The sequence below is a fragment of the Curtobacterium sp. 8I-2 genome (assembly GCF_902506155.1).
In the GTDB taxonomy this organism is placed as follows: domain Bacteria; phylum Actinomycetota; class Actinomycetes; order Actinomycetales; family Microbacteriaceae; genus Curtobacterium; species Curtobacterium poinsettiae.
The window spans coordinates 516,582-531,740 of record NZ_LR732827.1; the positions used below are offsets into that span (position 1 = coordinate 516,582).

A 15,159-nucleotide genomic window follows, 5' to 3' on the forward strand; every position below is an offset into this window, starting at 1 on the left:
CCTGGCGGCAGACTCGATTGCCGCAACCTTCGCGCGTGGTGGCCGACTCGTCTACGTCGGCGCCGGCACGCCGGGCCGGCTCGGCGTCCTCGACGCCAGCGAGTGCCCGCCCACCTTTGGTACCGACCCGAGCCAGGTGGTCGGCCTGATCGCCGGCGGCGACCCCGCCCTGACCACCGCGGTGGAGGGCGCGGAGGACGACGAAGCAGCGGCCGTCCGCGACCTCGACGCGCTCGGCCTGACGGCCGACGACATGGTCGTGGGGATCAGCGCGTCCGGCAGGACGCCCTACGTCATCGCAGCCATCCTGGAGGCCCGGCGCCGCTCCGCCATGTCGGTCTCCGTCGCGTGCAACCCCGACTCGGCCGCGGGGCGGGAGGCGGACATCGCCATCGACGTCGTCGTCGGCCCCGAGTTCATCGCCGGATCGACCCGCCTGAAGGCGGGCACCGCGCAGAAGCTCGTGCTGAACATGCTCACCACGCTCGCGATGGTGCGCAGCCACAAGACGTACGGCAACCGCATGGTCGACGTGCGGGCGACGAACGCGAAGCTCGTCGCCCGGGCGTTCTCGCTCGTGCAGGACGTCACCGGCGCTCCCCCCGCCGAGGTCCAGGCGGCGCTCGATGCCTCGGACGGCGAGGTGAAGACCGCCATCGCCGTGATCCTCACCGGCGCGTCCGCTGCCGACGCCCGCGAGCGCCTCGATGCTGCTGCCGGCTCGTTGCGCGCCGTGCTGTAGACCCCGTTCCCTTTTCCGTTTCCTTTTCCCCGAGGAGCACGCCATGCCCGATGCCCAGCAACTCGCCCAGCAGATCCTCGACGCCGTCGGCGGTTCCGCGAACATCGCCGACGTCGAGAACTGCATGACCCGCCTGCGGGTCGAAGTCGTCTCCGACTCGTCCGTCGCGCTCGACGACCTGAAGGCCACCGACGGTGTCATGGCCGCCATCGCGGCCGGCTCGAACCTGCAGATCGTGCTCGGCCCGGGTCTCGTCGACCGCGTGGCCGACGGCCTGGAGGCCCTGCGCGCGGCCGCCCCGCCGGCTGCGGCTGGTGGGCCTGGTGCATCGCCTGAGGAGCTCGCTGCTCGCGGTGCGTCCATCAAGGCGACCGCGCGGTCCCGTTCCGACGGCCGCACCATGCGCGCGATCCGGAAGATCTCCGCGATCTTCATCCCGCTCATCCCCGCGCTGATCGCCTGTGGGCTGATCGCCGGGATCAACGGGATCCTGACGAACCTCGGGTGGGTGCCCGGCGTGACGCCGTTCCTCGGCGTGCTCTCGTCCGGGTTCCTGTCGCTGCTCGCCGTGTTCGTCGGGATGGCAGTGCTGTCGAAGAGCGTGTCGCGATGGAGTTCGGCGGCACGCCCGTCCTCGGTGGCGCGGTCGGCGGCATCATCGTCGCGGCCGGTGTCGCGAACGTCACGGTGTTCGGCGAGACCCTGGCTCCCGGGCAGGGCGGCGTGCTCGGGGCGTTGGCCGGCGGCATCCTCGCCGCCTACGTCGAGCGTTTCATGCGGCGCGTGACTCCGGACGTGATCGCGCTCATCGTCGTGCCGACCGTGACCGTCCTCGTTGCCGGGTCGATCACGCTCGGTGTGCTCATGTCCGTCGCCGGAGTCGTCTCTGCCGCGATCGGGACGGCTGCTACCTGGCTGCTCGCCAACGGTGGGGCCTTCGCCGGCTTCGTGCTCGGAGGCCTGTTCCTGCCGCTCGTCATGACCGGCATGCACCAGGGGCTCATCCCGATCCACACCACCCTGATCGACCAGACCGGGTGGACCGTGCTGCTGCCCGTGCTGGCGATGGGTGGTGCCGGGCAGATCGGTGCGTGCATCGCGCTGTGGGTGCGGTTCCGGTCGAACGCTTCGCTCGTGCGGACAATTCGGAGTGCTCTGCCGGCCGGGTTCCTCGGCGTCGGTGAGCCCCTGATCTACGGCGTGACGCTGCCCCTGGGGCGGCCGTTCATCACCGCGTGCATCGGCGGAGCGTTCGGTGGCGGTGTCGTCGGGCTGTTCGACCAGCTCGGGCACTCCGTCGGGGCGATCGCCACCGGTGCCTCGGACCTGTCGCTCATCCCGCTGCTGAGCGGGTCGTCCGGGTACGGCTGGGCTTTGCTCGGGTACGGGTCGGGGCTCGTGGTGGCGTACGTCGTGGGGTTCGTCGCGACGATGGTGTTCGGGGTGTCGGAGTCGGTGAGGGCGGACCTCGAGGCGGAATCGGGCCCTTCGCCTAGCGATTCCAGAGGTTCCCGCGCCTCACTCGATATAGAGATCTCGCCAGTTCGGGCTTCGCGCCGATGAGTTTGGCCGTTCTCCACTACCTTTCCCATATTCTGCCGGAAGGCCCGACCTTCAACGCAGCCGAGCAGACCTGACGCGCGTCCCCACTTCCCAGAGATCCAGGAGGAGCCCGCGACAGCTGCGGGCCCTTCGGCGACCGCGATCATGTCGCCCGAGAAGTCATCCGGCCATTCCGTCGTCGCAGATGGGTCCCGACTCTTGATCCACGGACCCTGCGAGTGGCAGCGAGGTTTAAGGACGCGGTGCCACGCACCAGCCCCGTCGCGCGCAACCCGGCCTGCGAGCGTGCGCGCACGTGATGCCCGCCCGTTGCAGTGGAGAGGAGGTCTTAGCCGGCAACTCTCCGAATAGTCCTCACTTTGCAATCATCCAGGCCGCCATCTCGGCTCAGGATCGGTCCTCCTAGACCGCCGCCTCGCCCACGCGCTCAAGGACACGACGCCTGCGAGCTCACGATGTCGGACTTCGGAGCTACTGTAGGTCCGTGCAGAACATCGTTGCGATCGACTCCGCTCGACCGAAAGTCCTTGAGTTCTTCGCCGGTATCGGACTAGCACGCCTCGGACTCGAAACCACTGGATTCCGCGTTGCTTGGGCCAACGATTACGAACCGGCAAAGCAGCAGCTATACAATCGCAATTTTGGTGCCGCCGCATCTGATCATTTCACGCTCGGCGACATTGGCGACGTCGACGCGTCGGAATTGCCATCGGACACAGACCTCGCTTGGGGCTCTTCGCCGTGCACAGACCTTTCTCTAGCTGGGAGTAGGGGAGGGATTCGAGCAGGTGAGTCTAACGCCTTTTGGCACTATATTCGCCTCCTAGAGGACATGGGTGAAACGCGTCCGAGGGTAGCCGTACTCGAAAACGTGGTCGGATTGGCCACGTCTCACGGCGGGGACGATCTAGCCGCAGCGATCCGAGCATTCAATGATCTCGGATATTCGGTCGATGTGCTCACAATAGACGCCCGGCGCTTTGTCCCCCAGTCTAGGCCGAGACTCTTCCTTGTAGCGACGACGACACCACCGCCGGAACAAGATGTTTCGATTTCAGAGCTACGACCAGCATGGCTGCACTCAGTATTCGCCGACAACACTCTCCGCACGCATCGCGCGCCCCTTGCCGCACCGCCTCCAATCAAGACCGAGGGGTTCGGGGCGACCGTCGAAGCCATGGATGAAGACGATGCAAGATGGTGGAACGATGCGAAAGTATCCGCTTTTCTCCAATCACTTTCAGCTGTTCAAGGACAGCGTGTGCAACTTCTCCGTGAAAGTACGTCGACGTCCTACCGCACCGCATATCGCCGCACCCGGAATGGAATCCCTACTTGGGAAGTTCGGCCAGACGACATCTCCGGATGCTTGCGTACAGCCAGAGGTGGATCTTCGAAACAGGCCGTGGTCCGTTTCGGCAATGGGCGGATCAAGATTCGTTGGATGACCCCACTCGAGTACGCACGCCTCATGGGGGCCCCCGACTTCGATCTAATCGAGGCCCGTACTAATCAAGCACTATTCGCGTTTGGAGACGCAGTCGCAGTTCCAGTTGTCGCTTGGCTTGCGCAGAATTACCTCTTACCGCTCGTACGCGAAGACCTAGAGAAGTTCCGACCTTCATCCGAAGTTCAGGCATCTCCGACACGCACACTAAGCAATGGATTCCATCAGTTCGGAGTCAGTCGTGTCCAGTAAATCGTCCGCAAAGACCGCAGTTGCGCGGAAGCGACCAGCCAAGAAACAAGTGCCGGCCGGCGATGTCCAAACTTTTCGAAACCGCCTGCAGCAGTTCTTATCAGAACGAGACGACCAAGGCAGAAAGTGGGCGGACGCGAAGTACGGGGTATACGCCTTCTACGACTATAGTGGTGAGCCCATCTACGTCGGGCAAAGTAAAGAGCGGCTCCGAACTCGAATTCAGAGACACCTCACCAATCAGCGAACCGACGCGGTAGCAATGCGCATCCTTGATGTTTTCGAGGTTGCAAGCGTAAGAATATGGCCGTTATGGGACCTCGAGAACACACCGTCGAAGCGAACGAACGCCACCGCGTTTGAAGACGCGAGTCGTCGACTCGATGCAGCAGAGTACACCGCCTACCTCGAAGCAATCGAACGATCTAGATTCGGCGCGATCTTAAATGAGAAGATTCCGCCCGTTTCTGCGCGGGTCCAACTCCCGCCGTCACTTGATTTCCAGCTCATAGACGATCAGACTAGGACAGAAAGAGGCCACGCGGACGTGCGGATCGCGCGGCGAGCGGAAACCTTATCGCGTCTGGCCGCAGTTGCCCGGGAGAGAGGCCAGGTTTCCGACGGATTGCGCCGAGTCCTCGTCATTCAGGCCGCGCGCCTTGCGCTATTTTCCGCGGAACGGCTCGCAGAAATCGAAGGACGGGAGGCCCCGGAACCCTCGTCGATCAACATGGCCGGCCTTGTCGGCTCGTTGAAGTACGAACGCTCCGATCCTAATGGCCGCAAGAGCGACGCAAACGACGCGTCAGTTTAGTAGAATTGGGTCATGATCCAATCAGAGCGATTCAAGCGACGTTCGCAGGTGAATACTTGTGTAAACATCTCGGATTATACGACAGAGGACGGCGCAGATGTCACGCCAATGTTCGATCGCGATATCTGGTCGTTCCGCGCCGAGTCGATAATGAACTATCCTGTTGCGCAGCTCGTATAGGGAGCTCGCCGACGCTTGGTCCGCCTTCCCGAGATCCGCGCGCGCGAGTGCCCCTTGAATCTCGGCAAGCGAGTTCTCATCGGCGAGACGGAGTACTTCAACCAGAGCTTCAGCTTCGCGCGGACGCCACCGAAGCTGATCTGAAAGGCGTTCCGCAACCTTGATCCATCCAGTTTCGATTCCGAGGGCGGATCGCAGTTCGCTCGTGGATTTGAACGCATAAACGCCTTCCAAGTACCGGTACAACGCCATGAACAAGGCCTGAGGATCCTGATCGAAAATCACCTCCGAAAGGAGAGCGACCGGCATCAGTACTGGTACCTCGTCGACGAGAAGACCAAGTTCTAGGCCCAGGCTTTCATCAATCCATGAGGTCGACTCGAGCACTTCGGCGAGTGTCACCCGAAAAATGAGTCTATCCACCTCCTCGAGTTCGAGATTTTGCTCGAATGCAAACGCTCGGATATTTGGGTAGAGCGATAAGACAGCTTGAGCGTCATGGCCCTCGTAGCTCTCAGAATCCCACTTGTATGCGTCTACCACGTTCTTAACCACGATCGGTAGCGCGTTGGGTGGCGGTTTCAAATCACTAAGAAGCACGGTAGCAATACCCGCGGTGACGGGGATCTCGCGAAGAAATTCGCTTTCCGCACTTGCCTCAATGCCGACAGTTGCCAAGTAGTAGCGCTTGTCATATCTCCAGTAGGTGACGGAGCGCGACTGGCCAAACCGTAATGCCTTGACTCTTTCACTAGTCTCCGCGATATGATATCCGGCTCGGTTAACCCAGATCCGGCGCGTTTCGCCGCTACTTGCGAGGGGCTCATTGCGCGTCAGACAATAGCGATCTAGGGCTTCGAAGATTTCTGCGTTCGCCAGCTTAACCGTCCGGCTCACGCTGCACGCCAGCAAGGCTCAAGGTTATTCAAATAAGTGTGCTCTTCGACGAGCACCTTGAATGCATCCGCATAAACAGCTCGCTCATATCGACCAACCTGCCCGACCCGTCGATCCAACACCTCTCTCAATACGTCCAAACGGAGGTAGTCGCCAAGCTCTGCACTTTGCATCGTCTGTAGTTTCTCCACGAGCTCTTTTATTGATTGCGACAGTTCTCTCATCCGGCCGGCTCGTTCCTCAGCCGGGCGGTCGCTACCCGGGCGGCCCAAGACGTACATGCCAACTGCTACAGTGAAGCCAATTCGAGCAGGTTGACTGTCGAATATGTTGCGTCCTTTTGTCATCCTTCCTTCGGCGTTAGTCTCATACCCACTAAACGCGTTATCGAGTTGCGCCAATAGATCCAATGCAGCATAGAACTGGTCCTGATAGTCATCATCACTCAGGTTCTCGACCACGTCCAACCGAGAGAATTCATCCGACACGGCTTCCTTCGTATCGACCACTGTTTTGCGTATACCGAAAGCCAAGTAGAGTTCAATCACCGCATCACTGGAGTATTGCGCGCCTCGCACGCGTCTGCCGGGAACATCCGGTGTAATCAATTTGTCGATCGATGGAACTCGCGTCCGAATTTCCCCGATCAGTGATGCGTATACAACGGAAAGCTGTCGGCTCATAGTCCATGGAACCTGGCCGGTATTCAATACAAGCATGCGGTAGATGAGGGCTCGGACGTTCTGGGCAATCCAGAACTCCACGCGGATCACGCGTGTCCCCAACTCTTCGAATCCATTCCTGGCCTCGATAAGAGCGGCTGTCCGTTGCATACCGTCAATGATCGAGAGATCTTCAGGTTTCGACTTTCCAATCGGTGTCTGCCATGCAGGGTCGATTGTCTTATCAAGATCTCGGAAAGTCGAACTGGGTTCAACATATCCGATGACGACGGGTGGCAAAACCGCTCCCTTACGAATATCTTCCAACATCCGGGTTCGGATTCTTTTTGCTGTCGTCGTCGATAGCACGTCGCGTTGACCAGATATGGCTCCCTGCGCCTGATGCGCAGCATTCACCATCGCAATGTACGCGTCTATCGTCATGCTCGTCTGTACCGACCAGCAGCCAGTCCGTCTATCGAATAGCCAGTTCAAGAGATCTCCTCCGGTCGCGCGGCAATCTGAAACTTCGCATAATCTCCCTCGCAATCGTAGTGCAGACGATTCCCTGTCGACAAACAGTGTTCGGAGCACAAGCGTGTGATCTTTGGTGCTCGACAGGCCAGGCCGTAGGCAACAGTCCAGGCAGCAGGCGCGATGCTAACGCTGGCGAGTACCCGACGTTCCATCAATCCGGCCGAACGTTGCCAGCGATGGATGACTGGATCGCACACGCTGTGAGCGTCGCCAACCACCCCATTTGGTACAACTCGGTGAACCAGAGCGATGTTCTGTCGGTTTCGTCTGGCAGCCGGCGGAGTGCCATGCAGGGCGGTGTCAGGCGAACTCGTACGGGTTGCTACATATGTTGTGGCCTCAGTTCTCGCCTCGGGGATGATTCGAAAGCCAGCAGCTGCCCCACAACGGGTACTCGTGCCCCGCCTCCCAACCCACGAGGATGGTTCAACACCACTCGTCCCGGAGACGGCGACCGGCACCGAAGACCAGGAACGCTCCGAGGGACAGCACCATGACGATGGCCGGGGATTCGGCAGGGGCCGAAGCACGCCGCCAACGCAGCCGTGCACAAGAGCTCCGACGCCAGGCACACGATGCCGAGCAACTCGCGGCCCGCTTCGAGATCGCCGAACGCACTGAGAGCGAAACCGCGCGGATCCTCGCCCCGCTCGCCGGCATCGGGTACCACCTGCTCGCAGACCGTCGCTGGTCGGGCAGCGGTACGGCCCAGGTCGACATGGTCGTCGTCGGCCGTGCCGGCGTCGTCATCGTCGACACGAAGACTTGGCGAGGTCGCGGTCCACGGCGACCGGATCACCCGCGGCCAAGAGGACGTCACCGACGACATCGCCCGCCTCGCCGACCTCGCGTACAGCACCGAGGCAGCATTGGCGGACACGGGCCTGGCGCCCGGTGAGGTCCACGCGGTCGCCGCCCTCGCCGGCCAGAAGCGAATGCACACTCGTGCCGCCTCGGTCGACGTGATCGGCGCGCACGACCTCGTCGGGCACATCACGAAGGGCGGAGCCCGTCTCGCGGCGTCCCGCGTCGACGAGGTCCTCGCCGCGATGCTGCACTACTTCCCCGTGATCGGCGACCAGGCGACGCCACAGCCACAGGTCGTCGTCCCGGCACCTGTACTCCCCCGCGAACCCGACGTATTCGTCCCGACGATCGACACCACGGACGACGAGCTGACAGCCCAACTGCTCGATGGGGTGCTCGAAGCGCCGATCGAGGACTGGATGGCGTTCCTCGATCCGGCGCAGGCAAGGCTTGTCCGCCGAAGCTTCAACGCTCCGGCACGCATCCGCGGTGCCGCCGGCACCGGCAAGACCGTCGTCGACCTGCACCGCGCCACGTACCTCGCGCGCGCGACCGGCGGCCGCATGCTGTTCACGACGTACATCAGCACCTTGCCGAAGGTCCTAGAGTCGCTCCTCGAACGCCTCGCGCCCGACATGGTCGGTCGCGTCGACTTCATGGGCGTCCACGCTTTCGCGTCTCGACTCCTGAAGGAACGCGGCATCGCGTTCCGTGCTCCTGGACGGGAAGCCTGACTCGCGTTCGACGACGCGTGGAACGCGATCCGCACATCCAGTCCATTGCGGTCGTCGCGATTCTCGCGCTCGTACTGGGAAGACGAGATCAGCCACGTCATCAAGGGCCGCGGCCTGACGCTGTTCGACGAGTACGCGGACCTGGCTCGTATCGGGCGCAAGCACGCGCTCCCGCTGGAGACTCGCCAAGCTGTCTGGGATCTGTACGAGGCGTACGCGCGCGGTCTGCGCGAGCGACGTGGGCACGACTGGGAGGACATCGTCCTGCTCGCACGCGATGCGGTCGGCCCGGTGCCGCTCGATCTGCAGCAGCCCAAGCACGATTTCGCGTGAGGCGAGCGGGAATCAGCGCCGTCACTCGGGGTCGGCTCAGCGCGCCTGGATGATCGCGCGCAAGTGCTCCCGCAGCGCCGGGTCAACCACGTACAGGTAGGTGCCGAGTACCCCGCGCGTCATCAGGACCGAGTACACGTTCGTCACGAAGCGGAGGACGTCCTCATCCGAGTACTCGATCCCGAGCCGCGGGTTGTTCTCCATACCCTTCTTGTCGAAGTAGTTCGATCGGTTGAAGACAACACGCTGCGTCTCTTGTTCGAACCGCACGTCCGGCCCGATGACGACGCCCGCGTAATTGAGGTCGTACCCCTGCACGGTGTGGATCGATCCGACCTGCTCGACCGCCCCCGGCGAGGTGATCCAGTCGGTCTGGGTCTGGTTCCACTGCAGCTTGCGCCCGTCAATTTCGATGTCGATCGCGGCCGAGTCATTCTTGCTCCTCCATTCCCAGGCGTACCCGGCAACGAGACGGGAGAGCCCGACTTGAGCGTCGCGGGCTCGGATTGCGTCGTGCATCTCGCCGAGGTCGTCGAAGAACCGCACATCGTAGGTGCCGAAGTCCTCACGCTCGCGCGGTTTGTCGCCAAGGAGCGCTCGTGCGAAGGACACGTAGTCCGCCCCACCCTGCACGCGCATCTGCGTGAAGAGTCGATAGCGGCGATCCGCGGCTTCACTCTCATCGATGAGGGCCTTCTGCGTCGCTTGCGGAAGGTCGGCGGGACGCACGCTCTGATGCGAATCGATCAGGAAGATCTGGTGCCGGCTCTGCTTCCGGATCCAGTCCACTTGTGTCAGGTGATCGGCGTCGGTGCCGAACAACTTCTCGTTGATCTCCCCGAAGCTCTTGTTCTGCATGCCGGACGCTTGGTTCGCGCGGTGGTTGAGGCGATGAGATTCATCGACGACGAGCAGGTCCCAGGGCTCATCGCTCTTCCCGACGTCGAACGGAGTCAGCACCATCGTCTTGTCGAGACCGGGCGTCTTTGCGAACACGCGCTTGAGGGATGCCCGCAACGCCTGCTGCGGAACGACGAGGCCGAGCCGCGAGCCATCGAGAAGACGGTGGTTGTCTTCGGTGAAGAAGTCGGAGAAAAGCGCGTCGCTCTCGAGATCGTCAAGCCCCTTGCCCTGGGCGAGGTCTCGGAGGAGCTTGAGTAAGTAGACGGCGACGATAGTCTTGCCGGTACCGGGATCCCCTTGAACGGTGATCGGAGTCGCAGCCTCGGCGTTCCAGTCGTCGAACAGGCCCTCGAGGATGTCCTCCATTGCGATCGCTTGGTCACGGTTCAAGGCCTTGAAGGGTGAGAGCTTGAAAAGCTCGCGGTTCTCAATCTCGGGCAGACTGCGAGTGAAAACGTGCTGCTCGCGGAGTGCATCGAATATTTGTCTGAAGGTGTCGCGGTACCTAGGCCGATCGAAGTAATCGGCATCGACGATGCCCTTGTTGCTGTTCAGCACCGTGAACTTCTCGTCCGCCGCGAGCAAGGAGATGAGCTGCGACTCGAGGTCGAGGCATACCGACTTGTTGAACGTGTCGTCGAGCACGAGCCGAACCGACTTCAACGTCTTGCGCTCGGCTGACTCGAGGTGCTGCCGCATCCGCGCGGCGGTGTTCAGGGTCTCGCCTACATATGCCCGCTTCCCATCGTCGAGGATGTAGACCACTGGCCAGTTAATGAAGCGACGATCATCCGCTTGCCACGACCGCAGGTCCTTGCGGGTGAACGGGAGCCGCTCGATGTCAAAGCTGGTCATACTTCGTGCTCCGCCCTCGCGATCGTTCCACCGGGTACTTGGCCTTCGTGATCGCGAGCTTTTCGCGGATCAAGGTCTCCGGCGACGCGCCGAGGCGGTCCGCGAGGAGGAAGCAGTACGTCAGCACGTCAGCAAGCTCGCTCCGCACGCGCGACTCGTCGGCCTCGGCGTTCCACTGGAAGCACTCGAGCAGCTCCGCCGCCTCGATCGAGATACTCTTCGAAAGGTTCTCCTGACTGTGAAACTGACCCCAGTCGCGTTCGTCGACGAAAGCCCGTAGCTCGTCGCGCAGCCCCTCATCCGCCATACTGCGAAGCTAGCAGCGCGGCTCACGACAACGAGACGAGCGCACGGTCGGTCGGTCGGTCGGTCGGTCGGTCGGTCGGTCGGTCGGTCGGTCGGTCGGTCGGTCGGTCGGTCAAACGCTCTCGCTACGCAGACCCTGTCGAAGGAACGACGATAACTATTGAGCTACTGCCGCCATCGAACGGCTGAGACCCAGTGCATGCTGATTAATCAGAGGACCGTCGATCACCTCGATCTGCGCCCTTCTGACTCTCCCGCCGCGTAGACGAGATGCCCCTCCCCCAACCCGAGCCTCCTGCAGGCATCGTGGTCCTGGATTTGCGCATTGAGTCGCGTCAGCAGCGCGGCACGATCATCCCAGACCTCGAGTCGTCGACCGACACCCTGCTAATCGGGGTATCGCAGCGCTAGGCGGAGTCGCTCGAGTCGGTTTTCGGTCCGCGTCATGCTCGGTCCTCGAAAATCTCGTCGTCTTCTTCGAGCAGGGCTGTCGGCATAGGTAGCCCGTACTTCTCGCTGAGGAACCGCGTCTGACAGTACCGCTTGGCGTCCTCCGCCAACTGTCCGAGAACGGCGGCATTCACCCCGGCCCCGATCACGATGCCGACGAAAGGCACGACCTTCGCGACACTCTGCACGGACACCCGTCCTCCGTTGACACCGACCTGCTGCATCAGCTTCTCAAGAGCGGCCAAGAGCCGGTGGTCGGTTCGGAGTTTGTTCGACCATCGGACTCGGTCCTTCGCGGCCCACGCTGCTCGCGATGCATCCCGTATCGGACCAGCCTTCGCGGCCTGTGCGATGAAGGACCTTCGGACGATCCGCTGGATGAACTCTTGCTCCTCAGGGTCCTTCGCGTCGTACCCGTACGAGTACGCCACACGAGCTGCGATCGAGGCGCTCAAAGCCTGCACGACAACGATGTCTGCGGTGATCGCAATCGGGATACCCGCTACTGGCACCAGTGCGAGCGCTCCCATCGCACCGCCCTCAACGGCTCCGGCCGATCTCCAGCGCAGGGTGTTGAGCGTCAGGAGGCGATCACAGTCTCGGAGGTCACGCCATCGAAGGTCAGTGAACGACTCGATGTCGAATCCGCGCTTGCGAGCGAGTCGCTCCACCGCCTCAGGATCGTTCAGCTCGAGGACCCAGTCGTTCACGAGGTTCAGGAGAGCTACCGCTGACTCGAAGGCCGGTTTGATCGCCGCGTCCGCTACGGCGTTGCTTGCACGGCGGATGGGTGCCTTGATCGGTTCTGGAATCTTGTCGACGACGCGACCAGCGCCGTTCCTCGCCGCGACCTGTCCGCGCTCGATCGCATCGCTCGCCCAGTTCGGCAACCCGCGAGCGTTGTTGCGTTTGTCCCAGTAGGTCCCCAGCCCGGCCCAGACCTTCTCTTCGTACGCGCTCATTCGTCGGTCATGGACGACTACTTCACTCATGCTGTGGTCCTCCCGGCTTGTGCCACTCGAGACATCCTGGCGGACTCGCGCGACGTTTCGTCACTTCCTTCAAAGCTCCGCGTCGTGAGGTACGGCATACCGCACAATTCAGAAGCGATGCGCACTCTGCAGTCGCCTCAGTAAGACGATTGCTGTCGCCCCGCCGTCCCAGCGGAGCTCCTGAGCCGCCGTCGGAAACCAGCTAGATGAACCAGCGCCACGCACACCGAAGTAGCAGACGATGGGTTGCACGGCCAACCCCGAACGGGTGCTAGCCGGCCTGCCACTTCCCGACCAGGATTGACGGCGGAAAACGGGAACAAAGTTAGGGGGCGCTCAGTGCTGCGCAGAGCCGAGAACGTGACGATGAGGCACCGCGTGAACCTCTTCACGCGGAGGGGTCGGGTCGAGCTCACCGTCGGCCGCTCGACGTACTACGTCGGATCGAAGGTGCGGAAGGACGAGCTCAACGCTGCCTTCGCGACGTCAGACCGCAACCCCGTGAAGGTCGGCCGTGTGAAGGAACGGCAGTACTGGTGGTTCCGCGGCCGTTGGTTCTGGGACAACGACAATCTGCTGCCGGAGCAGGCCTTCGCGCTTCTCGACACACGCGACCGTCGGCAGGCGTCAACGATCGCTCGAGCCCACACCATCGCCAACAGCCCTTCGCAGCCCGTGCAGTACCGTCGAGGCGCGATCCCGAGGGAGGTGAAGGAACTGGTTTGGGCTCGCGACGGTGGCCGATGCGGCACCTGCGGCTCGATTTCCGAGTTGCAGTTCGATCACATCATCCCGGTGTCGAGAGGCGGCAGCAGCGAGCCAGAAAACCTGCAGGTGCTGTGCGGGCCGTGCAACCGCCGGAAGGGCGTCGCGGTTGGCTGAGCGCTCACGGCGGAGGGACGATGCCTGGGTTGTCTGCATGAGTCCTGATCTCCTCGAGGTCCATGTGAACGATGCAAAACAGGCGCTGCGAGCCGACCCATTCCCGGTCACGTCTGCCGAGCGGATGCCGACCGGTCCGGGTCTCTACGCGGTCTGGTCTGATGAAGAAACCTGGTCAGAACTCGGACTCGAGTGGCGGGGACCGCGCACTCCGCTCTACGTCGGCAAGGCCGAGGACAGCCTTCGCAAACGCGAGATCGACACGCACTTTGCGGCGGGACGCTCCTCGGTGTCGAAGACCGGATCGTCCACGGTGCGCCGCTCCTTTGCAGCACTTCTGGCACCGTCGTTGGGCTTCCGGGCCATCCCGAGGAACGTCGAAAAGCCGGGGCACTTCTCGAACTACGCCCTACGCTCGGACGATGACTTCCGTCTGACAACGTGGATGCACGATCACCTCCTGCTGTCTGCGTGGGCAAAGACCGAGGAGTTGGCCGCTCCTCTCCGCTCGCTAGAGGCGCTCATCATCAGCGAATGGGATCCGCCGATCAACATTCAGGGCAAAGCGAGCTCTCGCGCTGCGCTCAGAGCCGCACGCTCGGTGCTGAGTGCACAGGCGCGGTCTTGGACGAACTGACCTTCACGGGAGCCCACACGCTCTGACTGTCTTGTCGGGTCGCCCGCCGGTTGGGCATCTGCTCGACGTGGGCGAAGCACGAGAGCCTCGCCGCCGGACATACGGAAGACACAGCACCACCCGGCACCGCGCCTCCCGTCCATCACACCAGCGTCAACTCACCACGTCAGCACGAACCGCCCCCTCGTCCCCCCGGCCTCCAACCGCTCATGCGCCTCCACCGCCCGCGCAGCCGGCAGCACCTCAGCAACCCGCGGCGTCAACGTCCCACTCTCCACCGCATGCCGCAGTTGCTCCAGCTTGTCGAACGACCGGTACTCCGAGAACACCATCACCTGCACGAACTCGATCCCCCGGTCCCCGTTCCCCTGCCACCCCCGCACATCGAAGAACACTCCCCCGTCGCGAACGGCGTCCGTGACCTCATCGCGCTGCACCGCAGCATCGGCGAGCGCATCGACCCCGTCCGGCACGAGTTCACGGACGGCGGAGGCGAAGGAAGCACCTCGCGGCACCACATGGTCCGGCCCGAGCGAGCGGACCAGGGCTTCGTCCGCCGGAGCAGCATCCGCGATGACGGTGAGCCCGGCGGCCTTCGCCAGCTGCACCACGTAGTTCCCGAGCAGCCCAGCGGCCCCGGTCACGGCGAGCGTCTGCCCCGGCTTGAGCGAGGCGTGAGACAGGATCTGCAACGCCGTCAGCCCGTTCATCGGGACTGTGGAGGCGAGCGGGAGAGACGTCCCGCGAGGAATCCGCGTGAACGACCCGACCGGCGCGACGAGCTCCTGCACGTAGGCACCACCGTGGGCGCTGAGCGGCAGCGCCATCGCCATGACCTCGTCGCCGACCTGCCATCCGGTGACGTCGGGCCCGACCTCGTCGATGACGCCGGCGGCGTCCATCCCCGGCACGTACGGCGGCGAGGCCTGCGAGCTGTCCCGCTGCCCGGCACGCACCCCCGTGTCGGTCGGGTTCACGGCGAACGCCTGCACCCGGATCCGCACGGATCCCGCACCGGCGTGCGGCTCCGGCACCTCGTGGACGGCGAGGGCCTCGGGCCCTCCGAACTGTTCGACTCCGACGACCTGCATCCTCCCGGTCTACGCGCACGTTGCTTGACGCAACCTGACGCGACCACCCCACGGCCTGGAGGCCCGGCACCACCC

At 63.0% G+C, this 15,159-nt stretch carries 14 protein-coding genes and 2 pseudogenes; 10 read left to right on the forward strand and 6 right to left on the reverse strand.

Translation table 11 applies throughout. The features are described from left to right. Position 1: 1 nt before the first annotated feature. The 5 genes and pseudogenes from murQ to BOSE127_RS06150 all read left to right on the forward strand — a co-directional run bounded on the left by murQ (position 2) and on the right by BOSE127_RS06150 (position 4,818). A complete protein-coding gene (murQ, locus tag BOSE127_RS06135) occupies positions 2-742 on the forward strand; it encodes an N-acetylmuramic acid 6-phosphate etherase (RefSeq protein WP_159558103.1) in 741 nt (246 codons plus the stop codon). 43 nt (positions 743-785) lie between these two features. After that, positions 786-863, forward strand: a pseudogene (locus BOSE127_RS17330) (hypothetical protein); the annotation flags it as partial. A 488-nt stretch (positions 864-1,351) separates the two neighbouring features. Beyond that, the gene (locus BOSE127_RS17335; RefSeq protein WP_236559512.1) at positions 1,352-2,305 is read left to right on the forward strand and encodes a PTS transporter subunit EIIC; all 954 of its coding nucleotides are present in this window, start codon (positions 1,352-1,354) and stop codon (positions 2,303-2,305) included. Positions 2,306-2,789: 484 nt separating this feature from the next. After that, positions 2,790-4,004 carry a DNA cytosine methyltransferase gene (locus BOSE127_RS06145; RefSeq protein ID WP_159556584.1) on the forward strand — a complete coding sequence of 405 codons (1,215 nt, stop codon included), beginning with the start codon at positions 2,790-2,792 and terminating at the stop codon, positions 4,002-4,004. Further along, a complete protein-coding gene (locus BOSE127_RS06150) occupies positions 3,967-4,818 on the forward strand; it encodes a GIY-YIG nuclease family protein (protein ID WP_236559513.1) in 852 nt (283 codons plus the stop codon). The genes BOSE127_RS06145 and BOSE127_RS06150 overlap by 38 nt, the downstream gene beginning before the upstream one ends. 21 nt (positions 4,819-4,839) lie before the next feature. Here BOSE127_RS06150 and BOSE127_RS06155 read toward each other — a convergent pair whose 3' ends face one another. Together BOSE127_RS06155 and BOSE127_RS06160 are read right to left on the reverse strand one after the other, a co-directional pair. Then, complete coding sequence (locus BOSE127_RS06155) at positions 4,840-5,895, reverse strand: hypothetical protein (RefSeq protein ID WP_159556586.1); 1,056 nt, start codon at positions 5,893-5,895, stop codon at positions 4,840-4,842. After that, the gene (locus BOSE127_RS06160; protein WP_201300438.1) at positions 5,892-7,001 is read right to left on the reverse strand and encodes a hypothetical protein; all 1,110 of its coding nucleotides are present in this window, start codon (positions 6,999-7,001) and stop codon (positions 5,892-5,894) included. The genes BOSE127_RS06155 and BOSE127_RS06160 overlap by 4 nt, the downstream gene beginning before the upstream one ends. Positions 7,002-7,593: 592 nt before the next feature. On the opposite strand from BOSE127_RS06160, the pseudogene BOSE127_RS17485 reads away from it, so the two are divergent. The 3 genes and pseudogenes from BOSE127_RS17485 to BOSE127_RS06175 all read left to right on the forward strand — a co-directional run. Further along, positions 7,594-7,812: pseudogene (locus BOSE127_RS17485) on the forward strand (hypothetical protein); the annotation flags it as partial. Positions 7,813-7,828: 16 nt separating this feature from the next. After that, positions 7,829-8,635 (forward strand): hypothetical protein, encoded by an 807-nt coding sequence (locus BOSE127_RS06170; protein WP_236559514.1) that lies wholly within the window; start codon positions 7,829-7,831, stop codon positions 8,633-8,635. Between the two features lie 45 nt (positions 8,636-8,680). After that, entirely contained in the window at positions 8,681-8,968 is a 288-nt protein-coding gene (locus BOSE127_RS06175; RefSeq protein WP_159556592.1) for a hypothetical protein, read from the forward strand. A 36-nt stretch (positions 8,969-9,004) separates the two neighbouring features. Here the strand turns inward: BOSE127_RS06175 and BOSE127_RS06180 are convergent, their stop codons facing one another. The 3 genes from BOSE127_RS06180 to BOSE127_RS06195 all read right to left on the reverse strand — a co-directional run bounded on the left by BOSE127_RS06180 (position 9,005) and on the right by BOSE127_RS06195 (position 12,474). Beyond that, entirely contained in the window at positions 9,005-10,726 is a 1,722-nt protein-coding gene (locus tag BOSE127_RS06180) for a DNA/RNA helicase domain-containing protein (protein WP_159556594.1), read from the reverse strand. Continuing rightward, entirely contained in the window at positions 10,713-11,033 is a 321-nt protein-coding gene (locus BOSE127_RS06185; RefSeq protein ID WP_159556596.1) for a nucleotide pyrophosphohydrolase, read from the reverse strand. The genes BOSE127_RS06180 and BOSE127_RS06185 overlap by 14 nt, the downstream gene beginning before the upstream one ends. Positions 11,034-11,475: 442 nt before the next feature. Next, on the reverse strand, positions 11,476-12,474 hold the full coding sequence (locus BOSE127_RS06195) for an EcsC family protein (RefSeq protein WP_159556600.1): 999 nt from the start codon (positions 12,472-12,474) through the stop codon (positions 11,476-11,478). Between the two features lie 378 nt (positions 12,475-12,852). Between BOSE127_RS06195 and BOSE127_RS06200 the strand changes: the two genes are divergently transcribed. Together BOSE127_RS06200 and BOSE127_RS06205 are read left to right on the forward strand one after the other, a co-directional pair. After that, a complete protein-coding gene (locus BOSE127_RS06200) occupies positions 12,853-13,356 on the forward strand; it encodes an HNH endonuclease (protein WP_236559515.1) in 504 nt (167 codons plus the stop codon). 37 nt (positions 13,357-13,393) lie between these two features. Next, on the forward strand, positions 13,394-13,993 hold the full coding sequence (locus BOSE127_RS06205; protein ID WP_159556602.1) for a GIY-YIG nuclease family protein: 600 nt from the start codon (positions 13,394-13,396) through the stop codon (positions 13,991-13,993). Between the two features lie 158 nt (positions 13,994-14,151). Here BOSE127_RS06205 and BOSE127_RS06210 read toward each other — a convergent pair whose 3' ends face one another. Then, a complete protein-coding gene (locus BOSE127_RS06210) occupies positions 14,152-15,084 on the reverse strand; it encodes an NADP-dependent oxidoreductase (protein ID WP_159556604.1) in 933 nt (310 codons plus the stop codon). Positions 15,085-15,159: the final 75 nt, after the last annotated feature.

What these genes read in the sequence shown, in the direction of transcription:
- BOSE127_RS17335 (WP_236559512.1), top strand. Translation starts at nt 1,352, where the DNA reads ATGGAGTTCGGCGGCACGCCCGTCCTCGGTGGCGCGGTCGGCGGCATC.
- BOSE127_RS06150 (WP_236559513.1), top strand. Translation starts at nt 3,967, where the DNA reads ATGGATTCCATCAGTTCGGAGTCAGTCGTGTCCAGTAAATCGTCCGCA.
- BOSE127_RS06160 (WP_201300438.1), bottom strand. Translation starts at nt 7,001, where the DNA reads ATGACGATAGACGCGTACATTGCGATGGTGAATGCTGCGCATCAGGCG.
- BOSE127_RS06180 (WP_159556594.1), bottom strand. Translation starts at nt 10,726, where the DNA reads ATGACCAGCTTTGACATCGAGCGGCTCCCGTTCACCCGCAAGGACCTG.
- BOSE127_RS06185 (WP_159556596.1), bottom strand. Translation starts at nt 11,033, where the DNA reads ATGGCGGATGAGGGGCTGCGCGACGAGCTACGGGCTTTCGTCGACGAA.
- BOSE127_RS06195 (WP_159556600.1), bottom strand. Translation starts at nt 12,474, where the DNA reads ATGAGTGAAGTAGTCGTCCATGACCGACGAATGAGCGCGTACGAAGAG.
- BOSE127_RS06205 (WP_159556602.1), top strand. Translation starts at nt 13,394, where the DNA reads ATGAGTCCTGATCTCCTCGAGGTCCATGTGAACGATGCAAAACAGGCG.
- BOSE127_RS06210 (WP_159556604.1), bottom strand. Translation starts at nt 15,084, where the DNA reads ATGCAGGTCGTCGGAGTCGAACAGTTCGGAGGGCCCGAGGCCCTCGCC.